This is a genomic window from Marinobacter flavimaris, from assembly GCF_002933295.1.
Taxonomy (GTDB): domain Bacteria; phylum Pseudomonadota; class Gammaproteobacteria; order Pseudomonadales; family Oleiphilaceae; genus Marinobacter; species Marinobacter flavimaris.
This window is the reverse complement of record NZ_PSSW01000010.1, coordinates 97,621-115,610: the sequence shown is the minus strand read 5'-3', so window position 1 is coordinate 115,610 and position 17,990 is coordinate 97,621. Positions and strand designations below refer to the sequence as shown.

At 59.8% G+C, this 17,990-nt stretch carries 15 protein-coding genes; 8 read left to right on the top strand and 7 right to left on the bottom strand.

Annotated elements, in window-relative coordinates:
- Window positions 1-35 precede the first annotated feature (35 nt).
- Window positions 36-1,529 (top strand): GGDEF domain-containing protein, encoded by a 1,494-nt coding sequence (locus MDHKLMBL_RS16890; RefSeq protein WP_008173222.1) that lies wholly within the window; start codon window positions 36-38, stop codon window positions 1,527-1,529.
- Here MDHKLMBL_RS16890 and MDHKLMBL_RS16885 read toward each other — a convergent pair.
- On the bottom strand, window positions 1,523-1,756 hold the full coding sequence (locus MDHKLMBL_RS16885) for a DUF2789 domain-containing protein (RefSeq protein WP_008173223.1): 234 nt from the start codon (window positions 1,754-1,756) through the stop codon (window positions 1,523-1,525). The two genes, MDHKLMBL_RS16890 and MDHKLMBL_RS16885, sit on opposite strands and share 7 nt — an antisense overlap.
- A gap of 96 nt (window positions 1,757-1,852) precedes the next feature.
- Here MDHKLMBL_RS16885 and MDHKLMBL_RS16880 point away from each other — a divergent pair, with 96 nt between their 5' ends.
- Window positions 1,853-4,654, top strand: coding sequence for an ATP-binding protein (locus MDHKLMBL_RS16880; protein WP_008173225.1), 2,802 nt, complete (start codon window positions 1,853-1,855; stop codon window positions 4,652-4,654).
- 12 nt (window positions 4,655-4,666) lie between these two features.
- Here MDHKLMBL_RS16880 and MDHKLMBL_RS16875 read toward each other — a convergent pair whose 3' ends face one another.
- On the bottom strand, window positions 4,667-5,032 hold the full coding sequence (locus MDHKLMBL_RS16875) for a hypothetical protein (protein WP_008173227.1): 366 nt from the start codon (window positions 5,030-5,032) through the stop codon (window positions 4,667-4,669).
- Between the two features lie 218 nt (window positions 5,033-5,250).
- Here MDHKLMBL_RS16875 and MDHKLMBL_RS16870 point away from each other — a divergent pair, with 218 nt between their 5' ends.
- Window positions 5,251-5,853: a hypothetical protein gene (locus MDHKLMBL_RS16870; RefSeq protein ID WP_008173230.1), complete on the top strand. Its 603-nt coding sequence runs from the start codon at window positions 5,251-5,253 to the stop codon at window positions 5,851-5,853.
- Between the two features lie 7 nt (window positions 5,854-5,860).
- A complete protein-coding gene (locus tag MDHKLMBL_RS16865) occupies window positions 5,861-8,077 on the top strand; it encodes a patatin-like phospholipase family protein (RefSeq protein ID WP_053114170.1) in 2,217 nt (738 codons plus the stop codon).
- 6 nt (window positions 8,078-8,083) lie between these two features.
- Here MDHKLMBL_RS16865 and MDHKLMBL_RS16860 read toward each other — a convergent pair whose 3' ends face one another.
- From MDHKLMBL_RS16860 to MDHKLMBL_RS16850, 3 genes are all read right to left on the bottom strand, one after another.
- Window positions 8,084-8,761, bottom strand: coding sequence for a GntR family transcriptional regulator (locus MDHKLMBL_RS16860; protein ID WP_008173234.1), 678 nt, complete (start codon window positions 8,759-8,761; stop codon window positions 8,084-8,086).
- Between the two features lie 83 nt (window positions 8,762-8,844).
- Entirely contained in the window at window positions 8,845-10,275 is a 1,431-nt protein-coding gene (cls, locus tag MDHKLMBL_RS16855; RefSeq protein WP_014575864.1) for a cardiolipin synthase, read from the bottom strand.
- On the bottom strand, window positions 10,275-11,351 hold the full coding sequence (locus MDHKLMBL_RS16850) for an AraC family transcriptional regulator (protein WP_008173236.1): 1,077 nt from the start codon (window positions 11,349-11,351) through the stop codon (window positions 10,275-10,277). The genes cls and MDHKLMBL_RS16850 overlap by 1 nt, the downstream gene beginning before the upstream one ends.
- A 389-nt stretch (window positions 11,352-11,740) precedes the next feature.
- Here MDHKLMBL_RS16850 and MDHKLMBL_RS16845 point away from each other — a divergent pair, with 389 nt between their 5' ends.
- The 4 genes from MDHKLMBL_RS16845 to MDHKLMBL_RS16830 all read left to right on the top strand — a co-directional run bounded on the left by MDHKLMBL_RS16845 (window position 11,741) and on the right by MDHKLMBL_RS16830 (window position 15,251).
- Window positions 11,741-12,538 carry an alpha/beta fold hydrolase gene (locus MDHKLMBL_RS16845; protein ID WP_014575867.1) on the top strand — a complete coding sequence of 266 codons (798 nt, stop codon included), beginning with the start codon at window positions 11,741-11,743 and terminating at the stop codon, window positions 12,536-12,538.
- 101 nt (window positions 12,539-12,639) lie between these two features.
- Entirely contained in the window at window positions 12,640-13,725 is a 1,086-nt protein-coding gene (locus tag MDHKLMBL_RS16840; RefSeq protein WP_053114172.1) for an SMP-30/gluconolactonase/LRE family protein, read from the top strand.
- Entirely contained in the window at window positions 13,725-14,186 is a 462-nt protein-coding gene (locus tag MDHKLMBL_RS16835) for an acyl-CoA thioesterase (RefSeq protein ID WP_053114174.1), read from the top strand. The genes MDHKLMBL_RS16840 and MDHKLMBL_RS16835 overlap by 1 nt, the downstream gene beginning before the upstream one ends.
- An 81-nt stretch (window positions 14,187-14,267) precedes the next feature.
- A complete protein-coding gene (locus MDHKLMBL_RS16830) occupies window positions 14,268-15,251 on the top strand; it encodes an NADP-dependent oxidoreductase (protein WP_008173247.1) in 984 nt (327 codons plus the stop codon).
- Here the strand turns inward: MDHKLMBL_RS16830 and MDHKLMBL_RS16825 are convergent.
- Together MDHKLMBL_RS16825 and tcdA are read right to left on the bottom strand one after the other, a co-directional pair.
- Entirely contained in the window at window positions 15,237-17,114 is a 1,878-nt protein-coding gene (locus tag MDHKLMBL_RS16825) for a cation:proton antiporter (protein ID WP_053114176.1), read from the bottom strand. The two genes, MDHKLMBL_RS16830 and MDHKLMBL_RS16825, sit on opposite strands and share 15 nt — an antisense overlap.
- A gap of 21 nt (window positions 17,115-17,135) precedes the next feature.
- Window positions 17,136-17,927 (bottom strand): tRNA cyclic N6-threonylcarbamoyladenosine(37) synthase TcdA, encoded by a 792-nt coding sequence (tcdA, locus tag MDHKLMBL_RS16820; protein ID WP_169702126.1) that lies wholly within the window; start codon window positions 17,925-17,927, stop codon window positions 17,136-17,138.
- Window positions 17,928-17,990: the final 63 nt, after the last annotated feature.

Sequence of the window (17,990 nt, the reverse complement as noted above, 5' to 3'; positions counted from 1 at the left end):
ATCAACAGTACAGCAAGGATAGGCGGGAGCGCTCCATGGCATCGGATCAGTCCTGGAAGGAAAAATACCTTCAGGAACTCGAGTCTGCAGACAATCGGGAAAAGCAGTGGAAGGCGGAGCGGAATACCCTTGAACGCATGCTGGTGCGCACCAGTCTCGCCTCCGAAGGCCAGACCCCGGAGCTGGATCGGTTGCTGGCTCGCATCCGGAAGGACCTGCGGAAGAACCGGGTAGATGTGGACGCCTGGAAGGACTTGCAGGATCAGATTGATCGCCAGGTCGCCTTGCTCGATGAGCGCCAGTCGGCCAACGACAGGAAGCCTTCCTTTTTCTCCCGTCTGGCGCGAGAGCCAGAGCAAGAGTCCCAGCAACAGCAGCAACAGGTCAGCGCGGAACCTTTACCGGAAAGCAGCGAGCAGCCTGAGTCCCTCCCGGGCAATGAACAGGATATCGAGGACAACGTCCAGCGGTTGCGCATTGCCCGCCGTGTGGGCCAGCTGTTGGGTCAGATGCTTACCCAGGTCTCCCTTGAGCCCGCCGCCGAGGCCCGGGCACGGGCGCTGCAGCAATCTCTGCTTGCCAGTAACGACTGGAACGAATTGCGCGAAGGCCTGAACCACGTGGCTGAGCTGGTCATCGCTGCAGTTACCCGGAGCAAGCGAGAATTCGAAGCCTTTCTCAAACGCCTTGATGAACGTCTGGAGCTGTTGAAGGAACACTTCTCGGCCCAGTCCTCGGCCCAGTGCGGCCGGCTGGATGCCTCAGAGCACCTTGATCGCGAGATCCGCGAGGAAATTGAGCGGGTCGGGCAACGTTTGCAGGAGAGCGATGACCTTCAGGATCTCAAACAGTCGGTCAGTCGTCATCTTGAGTCCATTGGTCAGGCGGTAGGCCGTTTCCGTACCCAGGAATCCGAGCGCGAGCGTGCGCTCTCCGAGCAGCTTGAGGCCATGCAGGAGAAAGTGGCGGCCATGGAGGCCCACTCAGAGCAGATGCAGGAACAGGTCCGTAAGGAGCGGCTCCGGGCCATGACTGACCTGCTTACCGAGTTGCCCAATCGTGAAGCCTGGCAGGAGCGACTGTCATTCGAGTACAACCGCTGGCAACGCTACAGCCATCCGTTGACCATCGGTGTGCTGGATATCGATCTTTTCAAACGGATCAACGACTCCTATGGTCACAAGGCCGGCGACAGGGTGCTGCAGCTGGTTGCGAGGGAATTCAGGGATCGCTTGCGCACCACGGATTTTGTGGCTCGTTTTGGCGGCGAGGAATTCGTGGTGTTGTTCCCGGAAACCGAACCTTCGGACGCGCGAGCAGTGGTGGACAAGTTGCGGGAACATGTCGGCAAGCTGCCGTTCCACTTCCGCGGCGAGCCGGTCACTGTGACCTTCTCAGCCGGCCTCGCGGGATTCATTGCCGGCGACACCGAGGAGTCGGTGTTCGACCGGGCCGACCGGGCCCTCTATCAGGCCAAGGACGCCGGCCGGGACCAGGTGATGATCAGCGACAGTGCCGACGTTCAGTGACGCATCATTGCGTCCAGCTCGTCGATCACCTCCGCCCAGTCGCTGTCTTCCTCCAGGCCTTCTTCCAGGAAGTGAGACTGGCTTTCGGACCAGATGGGAGCATCCTGGATCGCAACTTCGCTCGGCAGGGGCGAGTACCTGGCGACAAAATCCTCAATGCTTTTGGCGTCGGACGCCAGGCCTAGCTGCTCGAACAGAGTACTGAGGGTGTGTTTGCTGGTGTCCATGGACATTCGTCTCCCGTTGGCCGTTTGCCTGAATGAAATCAATGGCGTTTGCAGGTATTGTTCCCTGAAATGTAGCGGAACCCTTAAGGATATCCAGTGAAGGTTACCCTTGCCTTTCTACTATGCTGCCTGTTGGCGCTGTTTCAATCCCCCCTGCGGGCGGAACCGCCGCAAGCATCGCCGGCCCCCGTGCTAGGCAAAGAGGAGTTGACCTGGCTGGAAGGGCAGGACCGGTTTCGTATCGGTCTCCGCAGCGATCAGGTGCCGCTGGTTTTCGATACCGGCAATGGCGTGCTTGCGGGCACCTACATTGACTACCTTGCCCGGCTCTCCGACAAACTGGGCGTCGCCATGGAGCCAATCGTCCTCGAGACCGGGCAGGATAGCGGCCCGGTCAGGAGTGAGCTGGCAACCGATGCGGTTCTGACCACAAGAATGCCGGGGATGCCGGTGGTGCCCGGCAAGCGTTTCACCGATCCCCTGATGTCTCTTACCTATGGCGTGTTCGTCAGCGCCGGCGATGCGGCTATCCGGACCCTTGCCGATCTTGAGGGCAGCCGGATTGCGGTTATTGCCGGTGACCCCAACCAGTATCCCATGCTGGACCCCGTCGAGGAGTTTACGCCGGTGCCGGTCAGCAACGTCAGCGAAGCCGTCGGCCAGATTCTTTCGGGGCAGGCCGATGCGTTTCTGGCGCCGGTGCCCGTGGTGTCCGATTACCTCCAGTCGGCGATGGTGAATGGGATCGGTCTGTCGGTACTGCTCGATAACAGCCCGGTAGATGTGGTGTTGCGGGTGGATACCGATCGGGACCTGCTTTACCAGGTGCTGAACAAGGCCATTGCCGCAATCGGCCATAACGAACACCGCACCATCCGCCAGTCATGGCTGCAGGCCGATCAGCCGTCCCTTGAACGAAGTGGCCTGGAATTGTCCGGATCGGATATGGAGTGGCTCAAACAGCATCCGGATCTGAAAGTCGCGTTTCGCGCGGACTGGCCGCCGTTTGAATACACCCAGGACGGCCGGCCCACCGGCCTGGTTCCAGATTTGCTGACCCGGCTGGAAACCGAGCTGAACGTGCGGTTTACGCGCACTGTCGCTGGAAGCCGCATGGATGCTGAAGAAAAGCTGCGTTCGGGCGAGGTGGATATTCTTCCCGGGTTGTCCCGGACGCCGCGCACCGAAGAGGCATTTCTGTTTACCCGGGCCTATCTGACCGTGCCCATCGCCCTTGCCATCCGGGACGACGGTCGCTTTATCGGCGATCTCCGGGAACTCCGCACGGAACGGGTGGGTGTGGTGAACCGGCATGCGGCCCACGATTACCTGTTGATCAATCATCCGAACCTGGATCTTTACCCGATGGATACGGTGGAGGAGGGGCTTCTGGCACTATCCAACGGCGACCTGGATGTCATGGTTACCCATATTCCGGCGGTCAGTTACACAGTCGCCCGGCTGGGACTGTCGAACCTAAGGATTACCAGCATTACTCCCTACCAGTACGACCTGCGACTGGCCGTACGCAAGGACAACCCTGAGCTGCACCGGGTGCTGAACAAGGCGCTGGGCAGCCTCGAAGCCAGCGAGACAGAATCCATCTACAACAGGTGGATTCATCTGGATATCGAGCAGGAGACCGATTACACCGTAGTGCGGCGGGTGGTGCTGATCGCCATCCTGGTCGTGCTGATCTTTCTGTACTGGAACCGCAAGTTGTCGCGGGAGGTGGATGAGCGTATCCGGTCGGAGAATGCCCTGCGCCGGAGCGAAGACGAGTTGCGGGCCGCCAAGCTCGAAGCCGAGAGGTTGGCCCGGGAGGCGGAGGCCGCCAGCCTGGCCAAGAGTGAGTTCCTGGCCAATATGTCCCACGAAATACGAACGCCGATGAACGCGGTGATCGGCTATAGCGATCTGCTCAGCAACAGTGTTACCGACCCGCAGCAGCGCAATTACCTGGACGCCATCCGGGCGGGAAGTCGAAGTCTGCTGATGCTGATCAACGACATTCTGGACCTGTCCCGAATCGAGGCGGGGAAAATGCGGTTGGACTATTCCGCCGTATCGGTCCGTCGTCTCCTGGATGATGTTCGCCACATTTTCGATCTGCGGGCCCGGGAGCAGGGCATAACCCTGGAAGTGAGTGTCGACTCGCGAATGCCCGGCGCCATGATGCTGGATGAAACCCGTCTTCGGCAGGTTCTGTTCAACCTGGTCGGCAACGCCATCAAGTTCACCCACGACGGTGGTGTCACAGTTCGGGCAACCGCGAAGCCGCTCAAGAAGCGGTCGGCAGAAGCGGAACAGAACCCGGAAGCGCCGGAACGCCAGTATTACAAGTTGATCGTCACGGTCAGCGATAGCGGTATCGGTATCCCGCCGGATCAGGTGGAGCGTATTTTCGATGCCTTTGAGCAGCAGGAGGGGCAGAATACGCGGCGCTATGGTGGAACCGGTCTCGGGTTGGCCATCAGCCGGAAGCTGGCCCGTATGATGGGCGGTGAGCTGGAAGTTGAGAGTGAGCAAGGTTCCGGTTCGGTCTTTACGGTGACCTTGCCCCGGGTTGAGGCGACGGTGGAACAGGCGGAAGACGAGGGCGTTCCCAAGGAATCCGACCGGCTGCTGGCCCAGACTCTCAGCATGCAGGAGCGGGGCTGGCTCAGGGAACAGCTCGCGGCGGATTTCGGTGACGAGTGGGAAGCTGTGAGAGAGAGTGGCGATCCGGAGCAGATGAAAGACTTTGCACGCCGGGTGCTGGCCTGGGGCCAGCGATTCCGGTCACGTTCCGTTACCCGTTACGGGGAGAAGCTGCTTGCGGATGTCGAGGCATTCAACCTGGACGCGGTCAACAGTGCTCTTGAGGCTTTCCCGAAGTTGCTCGGCCGCGAAGAGTAAGAGCCGGGTGGGTTACAGACAATCGAACTGCGAGCGACGGTCGAAAGCGACCGAGACCATGTCGTAACCGGAATCCGAGAGTTGGCGGATCAGGTCGCGGTCTTTCAGCAGAGTCATGCAGACCTTGTGCACGCTGGCCTGAAGCTGTTCAGATGCCATGTCGTTAGAAGCCAGGCGGAAATCCACAATCAGGTATTTGCGCTCGACCGCCGCGCTGGCGGGGATATCCTGTCGTTCAACGCTCTCGTACCCGATATAGGTCGCCTGGGCTTCCGGAAACACCTGGCTCATGAGTACATCAAGATTTTCGGCATGAACAAGCGGTGCCGACAGCAAAAGGGCTGTGGCAGCGAGGCGAAGTGAGCGTGTGATCGTCATTGGAGGCCACTCCCTGGTGACATTCCGGTTAATCTGTAACCAAGTGTAAAGTTTGGTTACCGTTGATTATTGCAGAGTCTGTCGCATTTTGCGTGATATGTGACATTAATTTTTCAATTGTTTGCAGTCTCGATACAGTGACGACCGGGCTTTCGGGCTCCCGGTCCGGTGCACGATCAACTATGATGTGGGTAAGACGGACTTAGAGAGGAAAACGCATGTTTCAGCTTGTCTTTAAAGGGGAATGCGTTCCCGGAACGGATCTGGAAACGGCGCGCAACAATGCCAGAACCCTGTTCAAGGCGTCTCTTGATCAGGTTGATCGCATGTTCAGTGGTCAGCCGGTGGTTATTCGCAACAAGCTGGAAGAGGTTCAGGCTGAAAAATACCGGGCGGTGTTGAAAAAGCACGGCATGGTAGCTTATGTCCAGCCGATGGCTGACGCCCGGCCTGCTGCCAGTGCGGCACCACAGCCAGCCCCGTCGGCCCCCGCAAGTCAGCCCCGTCCGCAGCCGGCGCCCTCTGCCCCGCCGGCGGAAGGGCAGCGCCGTGGGGTTCCTGAAACCGAGCCTGGCGATCGTTTGCCGGTGGCGGGCGAGAAGGTGGATACGATACTTTCCGGCTCCGGTCTGAGTCTGGATCCGGTCGGGGTCAACCTGACAGAGAAGACCGAAGTGGAGCCACCGATGTTTCAGCATCTGGACGAGTGGAGCCTTGCTCCGGCTGGCAGTGATCTGGGTGTCGAGCGTGACCTGCCGCCGCCGATGATACCTGACGTATCCCACCTGTCACTGGCGGACGACTCCTCCGAGCGGAAATAACCCAATTGTGAGCCAGTGCAACCCCTGGGGCCGGAATGCCCCTCGACTGATCGCCGTCATCATGATTCTCTTGGCACCACTGGCTTCGGCTGAGGAGCGTCCCAAGGTAGGGCTGGTTCTGAGTGGCGGCGGCGCCAAGGGTATGGCCCATGTTGGCGTGCTGCGGGTTCTGGAGGAAATGCGGGTTCCTGTTGATCTGGTGGTGGGCACCAGCGCGGGTTCCGCAGTCGGTGCCCTGTATGCCAGTGGTATGCCGGTCAGTGACATCGAGCAGCGCTTTATCGAGATGGACTGGCTTTCCAGCTTTCGCGACGATCCCGGCCGGGTCTACAAGCCGGTTCGGCGCAAGCAGGATGACTGGCGGTTTCCGGTGGTCCCGGGCATCGGTGTTCGCGCCGATGGCCTGCGTGTCGGCGGCGGGCTGATTGCCGGGCAGAATCTAGGTTTTATCCTCAACGAGCTGACCCACAACGCCGCCCTGGTTGAAGACTTCGACCGGCTCCCCATTCCCTTCCGGGCGGTTGCCACCGATCTCGAGACCGGTGAGCAGGTGGTCATCGGTGACGGTAACCTCTCCGAGGCCATCCGTGCCAGCATGAGTATTCCCGGGGTATACGCGCCGGTGGAACGTGATGGCCAGTTGCTGGTGGATGGGGGCGTCGCCAACAACCTGCCCATCAGCGTTGCCAGGGATTTGGGCGCCGACATCATCATCGCAGTGGATATTACCGACAGTCTGATGGAAACCGACGAGCTGCGGGGCGCGTTTTCCGTTGTCGGTCAACTCACAACCATCATGACCCGTCGGAACACCGACCAGCAGCTGGATCTGCTCGCCGAAGACGATGTTCTGATCCGCCCCGACCTCGAAGGCTACACCTCCGCTGATTTTTACGATGCGCCGGTTCTGTTTGAGCTGGGCGCCAGCTCGGCCCGGGAACACGGCGTCGAACTGCGTCCGTTGGCATTATCCCGCAAGGCCTGGGCCGATTGGCGCGACAGCGTGTCAGCGCAGGACGCGGGTGCGCGTATCGTGTCACGCATCGAGATCGAAGACAGTCGTCGGTTGGCCCGGGACTTCCTCAAGGAACGAATCCGGCAGAGAATCGGAGAGCCACTGGACACCGCCCGCCTGGAAGCCGACCTCAAACGGATCTACGGGCTTGGCTATTACGAGATTGTGTCCTATTCGACCTCGTCTTTGCCCGAGGGAACCGTTCTGACCATCCGCGTCCAGGAGAAGAGCTGGGGGCCGAACTACCTGTCTTTCGGTTTGAGTTATGAGGATAACTTTGACGGGGAAACCCGGTTCAATCTTGCCTCTTCCCTTCGAATGACCGAGCTCAATGCCCTGGGCGGGGAGTGGCAGACCGGTGTTCAGCTGGGCACCGAGCCCTGGGTTCGCAGCCAGTGGTATCAGCCGCTGGATTACGGCTATGAGCGTTTTCTGGTGCTCGGTGGCGAGTACTCCCGGGATACCTTCAGCCTGTTTGATGCCGCCGGAACCCGCGTTACGGAGGTGGATGTGACCTTCCGGAAAGCGGATCTGGCACTGGGCATGGAAATCGGCGGCAATGCCGAAGTTCGCCTGATCTATGCGCGGGGCTATGCGACGGTTGACGAGCAGATCGGGCAACCGGTAGCGCCGGAGGGGTCGGTGCACCAGGGTGGGCTGGCCGTGCAACTGGTACACGACTCTCTGGACGATACTTTCTATCCTCGCGACGGTGGCTTTGCCGGCCTCCGTGGACGTTTTGAACGGGAGGGCCTGGGATCCGACCGGGAGTTCGATTCGGTAACCGGCCTGGCGCTGGGAACCGGAAGCTGGAAAGGCCTGACCCTGACCGGACTGGTCTTCGGCCATGCGGTAACCCGGGGCACTCCCGGAATTGAAAATGCCGTCCGCCTGGGTGGATTCCGCCGGCTATCGGCATACGCGCCGGGTGAGATTACCGGAGACAACGCGTTAATGGTTTCAGCCTATGCCAGCCAGACCTTTGGCGGCCCGCTGCTGCCCTGGTTCGTTGGCGCCGGGTTCGAGGCGGGTAATGCCTGGCCCTCTCTGGATGAGGCGAGCTGGGACAGTTCGGTGAAATCGTCCAGCGTATTCGCCGGCGTGGATACCTTCCTCGGCCCGGTTCAGGTGGCCGCAGCCTACAACAACGAAGACAACTGGACGGCCTACCTGAACATTGGTTTCTCGTTCACCCAGCTCTTTTACTAAGTGCCGTCAGGCCGTTCTGCTGCCGGTCTTTTCAATGGCAGTGAGAACCTGCTGGCATTGTTGCAGGGCATAGCGGTGCAGGATGTCTGCCAGGCGATCCTCATCCCGATCCTTGATGGCACTGATTGACTGTTCCATGTGGGACAGGTTGTCCTCAATGACACGATTGCCTCCTTCCTGGAAGGCGACGAAGGCACAGCGCTTTGCCGAAGGCCAGAGGTCATCAATGGCAGAGACAATGAAGTAGTTGTCGGCATAGGCCAGCGATGCCTTGGTGTACTCAATGCCCAGCTCCAGAAACGCCATAAGATCGTTTTTCCTGTAGCAGGCCTGCATCTGCTCATACAGGCTCTCCAGCCGGGCCATGTCCTCGGGCTGCCAGTGACGCACCAGCTTGCGACCGGTGTGGGTGAGGTAGAGCTCCAGGGTCTCGTACAGGCTGCGAACGAAGTATTCATCCAGCGGAGTCACGAACGCGCCTTTGCGGGGTACGTTGCGGACCAGATGCCGCTTCTCCAGCAGCAGCAAGCCCTCCCGTATGGATCCATGACTGACGTCCATCTGTTTCGCCATGGCGCCCTCGTAGATCCGTTCACCGGAGCGCAGCTGGCCAAAGGCAATCAGGTTTTCGATGTGGCGTGCGACCTGTTCGGTCAGTGTTTCTCTGGGCTTGAAGGCATTCATGGTGATCTGTCGCTACTGCATACTGGCTGAATCGTCCTGGCATAGTCGCACATCGGCTATTCCGGAGCCAGTGGGCGGATGGCCTATAGCAGTGGCGCCAGCAGGCGGACGGCCCGGCAACACAGGCGGAACAGGATCGACCGATCCTTGTAGTCGCTCTCGATCATCAGGCGGGAATTGTCCAGATCGTGTTCCAGCATGGATTCCACACTCCGGATGAAATGCCTTGCGGTGGTTATGGCGGTGATCTCGAAATTCAGTCGCATCGAGCGGTTGTCCATGTTGGCGGTTCCCACCGCCGCGTATCGATCATCCACCAGGATCACTTTCTGATGCATGAAGCCAGGCTGGTAGCGATAGATGCCGATGCCGGTCTTGCAGGCCTGGACGAGGTAAGAGTAAGCCGCCAGGCCAATCAGGCGGCTGTCCGATTTCTCCGGAATCAGGATTCGTACGTCCACGCCCCGAAGCGCCGCCAACTGAAGGGCGTTCATGATCTGGAAATCCGGAACAAAATAGGGCGAGGCGATCCAGAGCCGGGTGCGGGCATTATTGATGCAATTGAGGAAAAACAGTGTGCAGGTTTCCCAGCTGTCCGCGGGTCCTGTTGGCAGCATCAGCACCTCGTCGTCGCCGGGCTGGTTGTCGACCGGCGCCCAGTCGAGGCTGGGAAAATCGTTGCTGGCCCAGTTCCAGTCTTCCAGCCATGCCAGCTGCAGGCCGGTGACGGCCGGACCCTCAATCCGGCAGTGGGTATCGCGCCAGGGTTCCTGGTCCATGGCAGTGCCCAGGTATTCGTCCCCCAGGTTGATGCCACCCACAAAGCCGATCTTGCCGTCGCAGACCAGCAGTTTCCGGTGGTTCCGGAAATTGATCTGGAACCGCCTCCGGCGGATGTTGCCGTTACCGAACGAGGCCACGCGGGCGCCGGCGGCGGCGAGCTGGTTCAGGTACTTGCGCGGCAGCCAGACGCTGCCAATGTCGTCATACAGAAACCAGACTTCCACACCCTGGGCCAGTTTGCGCTCGAGAATTGACTTGATCCGGCGGCCAACCCGGTCTGACCGCACGATGTAGAACTCCAGGAGGATATAGTGCTCGGCGTCTTCCATGGCTTCGAACAGGGCCTCGAACGTGGCCTCACCGTCCCTGAGCAGGGTACATCGGTTGCCATCGGTGAACGGCTGCCGGCCCAGTCGGCAGAGCACCTGAAGTTCGTCGGTGAACCGTTCGCTGGCGGGGATGGGTATGGAGGTTGTTTGCTGCTCGAACCGGTTCAGCAGATTGGTCAGGGATTCGTCGCCAAGCCGTCGGGCTTTCACGTAGCCGCCAAACCGATGCCGCCCGAACAGCACGAACATGGGCACAGCCAGGTAGGGCAGGCCGATCAGGGCAATGACCCAGGCAATGGCACCCTGTGTTGTCCGATAGGTCAGAAGAATACGGTAAATACAGGCAAATGCGCCCAGGTAAACGGCCCCGACCACCAGTGCAACGAGAGACAGCTCGTCCATCATTGCGCTCCCTCATCTGCCTGGTGGCCGTAGGGCCCCGATGTGGCCAGATGCCTTGCCCGGTACTCTGCCGGTGAGGTGCCGGTCCAGCGCTTGAACGCCCGGCTGAAGGCGCTGAGCTCTGAAAAACCCAGCAGAAAAGCAATTTCACCCAGAGCGTACTGGTCGGCCGCAACATACCTGAGCGCCTTGTCCTGGCGAACCTGCTCAACCAGGCCATGGAAGCTCAGGCCTTCCTTCTTGAGCTTGCGGTAGAGCGTCTGGCGGCTCATATGGCATTGCCGGGCAAGGCTGTCGGCATCGATTCTTTCGGTCGCCATCTGCTTCGAGATCAGTCGGCGAATCCTGCGGCCGAACGAGCGGCGGCTCTGAAGCCTCGCCAGCAGCGTATTGACCTGCTTCAGTACTGCCGAATACACGTAGGGATTGCGGCGTGGTATCGGGTGCCCCAGATGCCGGCTGTTGAACGCCAGCCGGGTAATACCGCAATCAAACCGCACCGGGCCACCGAGAAGCTTTTCGTACTCGTCGGCGTACACCGGCGCCGGATGGGCGATCTCCACCCATTCCGCCCGGATGCCCGGATGAATGAAGTGGCGGGTGCGGGTGATGGCCGCAGCCAGGGTCCGGTCCATATCCTGCCGGCAGTAATGTTCGGCCATGTCCGGTTGCCAGCAGAGAATGGCCTGGTCGGCGGTCTGTTCGAAGCTCAGGAATACCGACTCGTTGATCAGCCGATGCAGGCGCACGTACTGGGTAACGGCTTCACCCAGGGTGTCACAGTTGAAAAACACATGCCCGACCAGTCCCATCCGCTCGGGATCCACCACTTTTCCGGCGTGCAGCCCGACAGCGGGATCGCCCGTTACCAGCTCGGCGTGTTCCCACAGCCGGTAATGGGCATCGGCGGGCACGCGCCGGTCCGGGTCGGTGAGCTCCGACATGGCCAGCCCGGTCAGCTGTTCCACCCGTGGCGCATTGAGAACACCCTGGCGTTCCAGATAGTGAACCAGCGCCAGCGTGCTGGAGGCAGCGACCAGGGGTGCGCTGGTGGAGTCTGATTGGGCAGATGTCACGTTGATAGTTAACGACCTGTCATGATGACTGATACAAAATGTCAAGTGGGTGCAACGGCCTGTCAAGGGTTACCCGTGGCTTTAACGATAGCATCAGGGTATCAGGTTGGAGCAATGGAAAAGCAATCAGGAGGTGTTTTATGGAACAGGAAATCTTCGTACCTCATACCGAGCTTGAGCGTAAAAACGTGATTGAGCTTGCCGAGTATCTGAACAGCATCTTCTACTGCTGATCCTTCAGACGTCACGTCTATGACCTTCAAGCCGGGCTTTGCCCGGCTTTTTTTCGTCCACGGAAAATGACCGCTAATACCGGCACTTGCTCGCAAGACTGGCAGTGGTAATGTATCCGGTCTGAGAACGCAGACCAATCCGGAGACTGACTGCCCATGACTGTTGCGCTGAACCACCGCATTACCGGCGAAGGCCCGCCCCTGATACTGCTGCACGGGCTGTTCGGCTCCCTGGACAACCTGGGGGGGATCGCCCGCCGTCTGGAAGACCAGTGGCAGATTCACGCACTGGACGAGCGCAACCACGGGAGTTCGCCCCACACGGATACCATGGACTATCCGGCCATGGCCGCCGACGTCATCGCCTACATGGACGCCCAGGCCCTGGACAAGGTGAGCCTGCTGGGTCATTCCATGGGTGGCAAGGTGGCGATGCAGGTTGCCCTACAGGCGCCGGAGCGTGTGGAAAAACTGATCGTGGCCGACATTGCCCCGGTAAACTACAAACCCCGGCACGATGCTATTCTGGAAGGGTTGACCAGCATGGATCTGACCGGTGTGCGTTCCCGTCAGGACGCAGACAGGCTGATGGCAGATTTTGTCGAAGAGCCGGGTGTTCGCCAGTTCCTGCTGAAAAACCTGGAACGGATTCCCCGCGAAGACCAGCAGGAGGGCGGGCCAATGTTCCGGTGGCGGCTCAATCTGCCGGTTATCGATGCCTGCTATGAGCATCTGGCCAGGGCGCCGGAGGGTGATGGCCCGTTTGATGGTCCTGTGCTGTTTCTGAAGGGCGCGGATTCGGCCTACATCCAGGAAAAACACCGGGATGATATCCAGCGACTGTTCCCGCAGGCACAGCTGCGTATTATCCAGGGGACCGGCCACTGGCTGCACGCTGAGAAAGCCGACTCCTTTGCTGCCCTGTGCCGCCGTTTCCTCAGCGCCGATGAATGATGGTGCCCTGCGTAGGGCATTTTCCTGCTCACCGGCCCGTCTGCTAAGGTGGGCCAATCGCTGACATACGGAATGGACATAACAACAGGCGGGCAGAGTGTATGAAATGGCTGATGGTGGGTTTGCTGGTTGTCTTCCTGCTGCTTGGCAGTTTCCTGCTGACTCCGTCGCCCGTCGACAGCAAAGCCTGGAACCCGCCATCGCCACCTCCGCTGACCGGTGAGGTTGCGCCAAATGAGCGCCTGAGGCTTGCGGACCTGATCGCCAGGGGCCAGGTATACGGCCCAGAGGACACAGCCGTGAGCGAGGATGGCGTGCTTTATACCGGCACCCAGGATGGCTTCATCGTGCGGGTGTTCCCGGATGGCCGGGTTGAAAACTGGTTGTCCACCGATGGTCGGCCTCTGGGCATGGTGTTTGACAGCCAGGGCAATCTCATCGTTGCAGATTCCTGGCGGGGGCTGCTGTCTATCAGTCCTGAGGGCGAGATCACCGTATTGGCCCGCGAGGCGGAGGGAACGCTGTTCCGCTTCACCGATGACGTCGACATCGCCGATGACGGGCGCATTTATTTCACCGACGCCAGCTCCAAGTTCCACCAGCCGGAATACATGCTGGATCTTCTGGAAATGCGTCCCCATGGCCGCCTGCTCCGCTACTCTCCAAAAACCGGCAAGGCCGAGGTTCTCCTGGCCAACCTGCATTTTGCCAATGGTGTTGCGGTATCTCCGGAGGGCGACTACGTGCTGGTTAACGAAACCTGGAAATACCGCATCCTTCGATACTGGATTCACGGGCCCAAAGCCGGCCAGGCGGAAGTCTTTGCCGACAATCTGCCCGGTTTTCCCGATAACCTCGCGGTGGATGATCAGGGGCGCTACTGGGTGGCGTTTCCTACCCTTAGAGATTCGAGGATGGACGCCATGCACCCCCGGCCCTGGCTCAAGGATCTGGTGGCTAAACTCCCGAGCAGCCTGAAACCTGCGCCACAAGAATATGGTCTTGTGATTGCGTTCGACCGGGACGGTGAGGTTATTACCAGTCTCCACGACACTCGGGGGACCCATTTGCAGGAAATCACCTCGGTGAATCCTCACGATGGCAACCTGTACTTTGGTTCACTTCACAATGATCGTATTGGTCGGCTACCGTTGCAGGCCATTCCGGGTCTGGGGGACAGCAACTGATGCAGCAACACGATATTGACTGGGATCTGCCGGCGCCTTTCACGATCGAGATAGCGGTACGGCCCGAGGATACCGATCGGCTTGGGCACGCCAACAACGTTGTTTACGTACGGTGGCTGGAAGACGTCAGTTGGGCCCACATAGAAAGCCTGGGTATGACCTGGGAATTGCACGAGAAAACCGGCAAGGCGATGGCCATTACCCGAACGGAAATCGATTACCTGGCCTCGGCGAACGCCGGCGATCAACTGGTTCTTGGGACCTGGCTCACCGATTACGATGGTCGGTTCCGGTCTGCACGGCAGTTCCAGCTCGTTCGTCCCTCGGATGGCAAAACCTTGGTCAGGGCCGTTTCCACTCACGCCTGTGTTGATCTGAAAAGCCAGCGGCCTGCCCGTGCGCCCAAAGAGTTCGCTGAGATTCTCGGTTCCGCTGTGGTAGCCGGAGGCAAAGGGCTGTAGGTCACCCGAGGTCTTTTGTGCTTTACTTCAGCTAATCTTGTTCAAAGCCAATCCCGTTTAACCTGTTGTCCGGAGATCTTCATGGAAAATACTGCCGATCAGAACGCTGAAGCCACGATGCGCCATGTGATCTACGATCGCTTTGGTGAGCGTGACGTCCTGCAAGTGGTCTCGGCCGATGTGCCAGTCCCCGGAGACGATCAGGTGCTCGTCAGGGTGCACGGTGCGGGGCTCAATCCGATCGACTGGAAAACCCGGAAGGGGCTTGGTTTCGCGGCGCGGCAGATCGAGAATTCGTTGCCGTGGACGCCCGGTTACGATGTCGCCGGAGAGGTTGTCGGAGTAGGTGCCAACGTGACCACCCTTGCGCCCGGTGACCGTGTCATGGGCATGGTCGGATTCCCGGCCGGCGGTGGCGGTTATGCGCAGTATGCCCTGGCCGCGGCCGATGAACTGGCTATCGTGCCGGAAGAACTGGACCTGGTGTCTGCAGGTGCCTTGCCCCTGGCGGCACTGACCGCATGGCAGGCTCTGTTTGAGATGGCGAAACTGGAGTCGGGGCAGAAAATCCTGATCCACGCCGGCGCCGGTGGCGTGGGCCATTTTGCGGTGCAGTTTGCATTGGAGCGCGGTGCCCATGTCATTGCAACGGCCTCGGCCGGTAACCGGGATTTCCTGGCGGAACTCGGGGTCCACGAGGTGATTGACTACCGCAACACGGATATCGCCGAAGAGTGCTATGGTCTGGACGTGGTACTGGACCTTGTTGGGGGTGATACCGGCAAACGCTCCCTGCACACCCTCGGCGAACATGGAGTCCTCGTGACCATCCCGACGGTTACCGCCGACGAAATCATCAGTGCTGCCGAGGAAATGGGTTTACGCGCCCATGGCATGACTGTGCGTCCCGACGTATTTCACCTGGATGAGATTGCCGAGCTGATTGAGGACGGTGACGTCAAGGTGCACATCGAAAAAGCGTTCGCGCTGGACGATGTCGCGCAGGCCCACGAACTGCTGGAAGGCGGGCACGTGCGCGGCAAGCTGGTGCTAGATTGTCGATGAGGGTTCCTGATCGGCCGGTTGATCCTGGCTGGCCGATGGTTCTCCTCCCTCTTTCTCCTTGCGCTCCTTGCGGGCCTGGGGCGGTACCAGGCTGATCAGGATCCAGTCGTTTTCCGGTTTCAGGTCTTTCATGCTGCAAACCGGGGCGACGTGTTCCTTGCTGTCGAACGTGAACAGCACCAGGGCCTGGTTCTGGTATTTGTTCAGGAACTCCTCGTAACCGAATTCCTCACTCAACTGGGTGGTCTTTACGGTGTAGCCCTGGCTCACCAGACTGGCCAGCTTGGCGTAGCTGACGCCATCGAACAGGCCCCGGGTCATCTGTATTTTTTCAGCCGTCTGATGCCGGGCCTTCTGGTCCTGATCACCTTCGGCCAGGCTGAACACGCACTTGTTTCCGAACCAGTCCAGGAAGTGGTACGTGGCCAGTGAGTTCATGTGCTTGTACGGGGAGATCACCAGCAGCTTACCGATGCCTGTCAGGTCCAGATGGGTCGATGCATGCTCGGAAACCGGGTTGCCGAAGTACACCTGCAGGTTCTCCATGCGGGCCTGACGGACGTTTTCCCAGTTGGTGTCCGCCAGGGTCACGGGCACCTCATACTTTTTCAGGGCCATGCCAATCATACGGGCCACCGGATTGGCGCCCAGGATCAGGAAGCCGTATTCCGCTGGTTCCGCGACCTTCAATAGGCGGGCAACCGGCCGTGCGGTGAGGCTCTGCAGAGTAACGGTGGCGATAATCAGCATAAACACCAGGGGTACCAGGGCGCCGGCACTCTCATAACCCAACTTCTGCAGCTGGAAAGCGAACAGCGCTGACACCGCGGCCGCGACGATGCCCCGGGGGGCGATCCAGCTCAGAAATAGCTTTTCCCGCAAGTTCAGGTTGGTGCCGATGGCCGACAGGAAAATACTCAGGGGGCGGGCTACCAGCATCAGCAGGGCCAGCACAGCCACCAGGCCCCAACCCAATTCGGCAATCGCCGCAAACTCAACTCGCGCCGCCAGAATAATGAACAGGGCGGATATCAGCAGAACGCTCAGGGATTCCTTGAACTCGAGGATGCTCTCTATAGGCACCTGCTTCATGTTGGCCATCCAGATGCCCATGATGGTCACGGTCAGCAGGCCAGACTCATGGGCCAGTTCGTTCGAAATGGCATAGACGCCGAGCATGAAAGTGAGTGTGCCAGCGTTATGCAGGTACTGCGGAATCCAGTGCTTGCGCAATACGATGCCGTTGAGATACCCGGCCACGGCACCGATCACAAAACCCACAGCCAGGGTTTTTCCAAAGATATACAACGAGTGGCCAAACACGTTGCCCTGGCCCCAGGAGACAATCCCCTCGAATACCAGAACCGCCAGCAGAGCGCCAACGGGGTCAATGATGATGCCTTCCCAGCGCAGTATGTTGGCCAGTTTCGAATCGGGTCGCACGGAGCGCAGCAGCGGCGCGATAACCGTCGGGCCGGTGACAATCGAGATGGCGCCAAACAGCAGGGCGACTGCCCAGGAGACATCCAGAAGCCAGCGGGCAGCCAGGGTGCCGATGATGCAGGTGACGATAGAACCGACCGGAATGAGGTTGCGAACCATTTTACCATGGCCCCGTATCTCCTCGTAGCGCAGGGTCAGGCTGCCCTCAAACAGGATGATGGCAACGGCCAGGGAAATAACCGGAAACAGCAGATCGCCGAACACCACTTCCGGTGCCAGAAAACCCAGAACAGGCCCGGCGGCAATGCCACCCGCCAACAGGAAAAGGATGGCGGGCATACGCACGCGCCAGGCAAGCCACTGGCAGAACAATGATAAAACGCCAATGCTGGCAAGAAGCAGGACAGTGCTGACTGGCATAATGGTTTCAGTTCCGTTGATCTATTGGTTGGCGCGCCGGGCAATCCGGTTCAGGAGTCGGGAAGCCGCAAATAAACCGAAGCTGGCGGTCACCGGGCTGGCGGCGCCAAAGCCGGAGGCGCAATCCAGGCGCACCGGACCGTCGGTGGCCGGTTTCTGCAGGCACACTTCCCCGTCTCCGGCAGGATACGTCAGCTGCTCGAGGGAGTATACGGCCTCAATGCCAAAGCGCCGCTTTGGATTCCGGGAAAAGCCATATTCCCGCCGCAGAAGGTTTCGAACCTTGGCCAGCAGTGGGTCCTGGGTTGTTTTGCTGAGGTCTGCCACCTGGATCTGAGTGGGGTCGATCTGTCCGCCTGCGCCGCCGGCACAGACCAGAGGAATTTTCCGGCGCTGGCAGTGGGCAATCAGGGCGGCCTTGGCTTTGACGCTGTCGATGGCGTCGATTACCCCGGTCATGTCTTCGGTGATCAGCTCGCTGACGTTCTTCGTGGTCAGGAAGCCGAAATGCACCCGAATGTCGGCTTCCGGGTTGATCGCCCGCAACCGGTCTGCCATGGCGTCGGTTTTGGTACGGCCGTACTGGCCTTCCAGGGCGTGGAGCTGGCGGTTGGTGTTGGACACACAGACATCGTCCATGTCGATCAGGGTGATGGTACCAACGCCACTTCGGGCCAGGGCTTCAGCGGCCCAGGACCCGACCCCGCCAAGACCGACCACAGCAATATTGGCGTGACGAAAGGCTTCCAGGGCCCGGCGCCCGTAGAGTCGTTCGATGCCACCAAAGCGGAAAGCGTAATCGTCGGCGTTCATGATGTCCCCGTGCAGGTCCGGTCGCAGACCGGACAGAATCAAAGATCGCAATTGTAACCCAGT

Excerpts from the sequence above, each read along its gene's own strand:
- MDHKLMBL_RS16835 (WP_053114174.1), top strand. The coding sequence starts at position 13,725 with ATGCAGCAACACGATATTGACTGGGATCTGCCGGCGCCTTTCACGATC.
- MDHKLMBL_RS16825 (WP_053114176.1), bottom strand. The coding sequence starts at position 17,114 with ATGCCAGTCAGCACTGTCCTGCTTCTTGCCAGCATTGGCGTTTTATCA.
- MDHKLMBL_RS16845 (WP_014575867.1), top strand. The coding sequence starts at position 11,741 with ATGACTGTTGCGCTGAACCACCGCATTACCGGCGAAGGCCCGCCCCTG.
- MDHKLMBL_RS16885 (WP_008173223.1), bottom strand. The coding sequence starts at position 1,756 with ATGGACACCAGCAAACACACCCTCAGTACTCTGTTCGAGCAGCTAGGC.
- MDHKLMBL_RS16875 (WP_008173227.1), bottom strand. The coding sequence starts at position 5,032 with ATGACGATCACACGCTCACTTCGCCTCGCTGCCACAGCCCTTTTGCTG.
- MDHKLMBL_RS16860 (WP_008173234.1), bottom strand. The coding sequence starts at position 8,761 with ATGAATGCCTTCAAGCCCAGAGAAACACTGACCGAACAGGTCGCACGC.
- MDHKLMBL_RS16840 (WP_053114172.1), top strand. The coding sequence starts at position 12,640 with ATGAAATGGCTGATGGTGGGTTTGCTGGTTGTCTTCCTGCTGCTTGGC.
- MDHKLMBL_RS16830 (WP_008173247.1), top strand. The coding sequence starts at position 14,268 with ATGGAAAATACTGCCGATCAGAACGCTGAAGCCACGATGCGCCATGTG.
- MDHKLMBL_RS16870 (WP_008173230.1), top strand. The coding sequence starts at position 5,251 with ATGTTTCAGCTTGTCTTTAAAGGGGAATGCGTTCCCGGAACGGATCTG.
- cls (WP_014575864.1), bottom strand. The coding sequence starts at position 10,275 with ATGGACGAGCTGTCTCTCGTTGCACTGGTGGTCGGGGCCGTTTACCTG.
- tcdA (WP_169702126.1), bottom strand. The coding sequence starts at position 17,927 with ATGAACGCCGACGATTACGCTTTCCGCTTTGGTGGCATCGAACGACTC.
- MDHKLMBL_RS16890 (WP_008173222.1), top strand. The coding sequence starts at position 36 with ATGGCATCGGATCAGTCCTGGAAGGAAAAATACCTTCAGGAACTCGAG.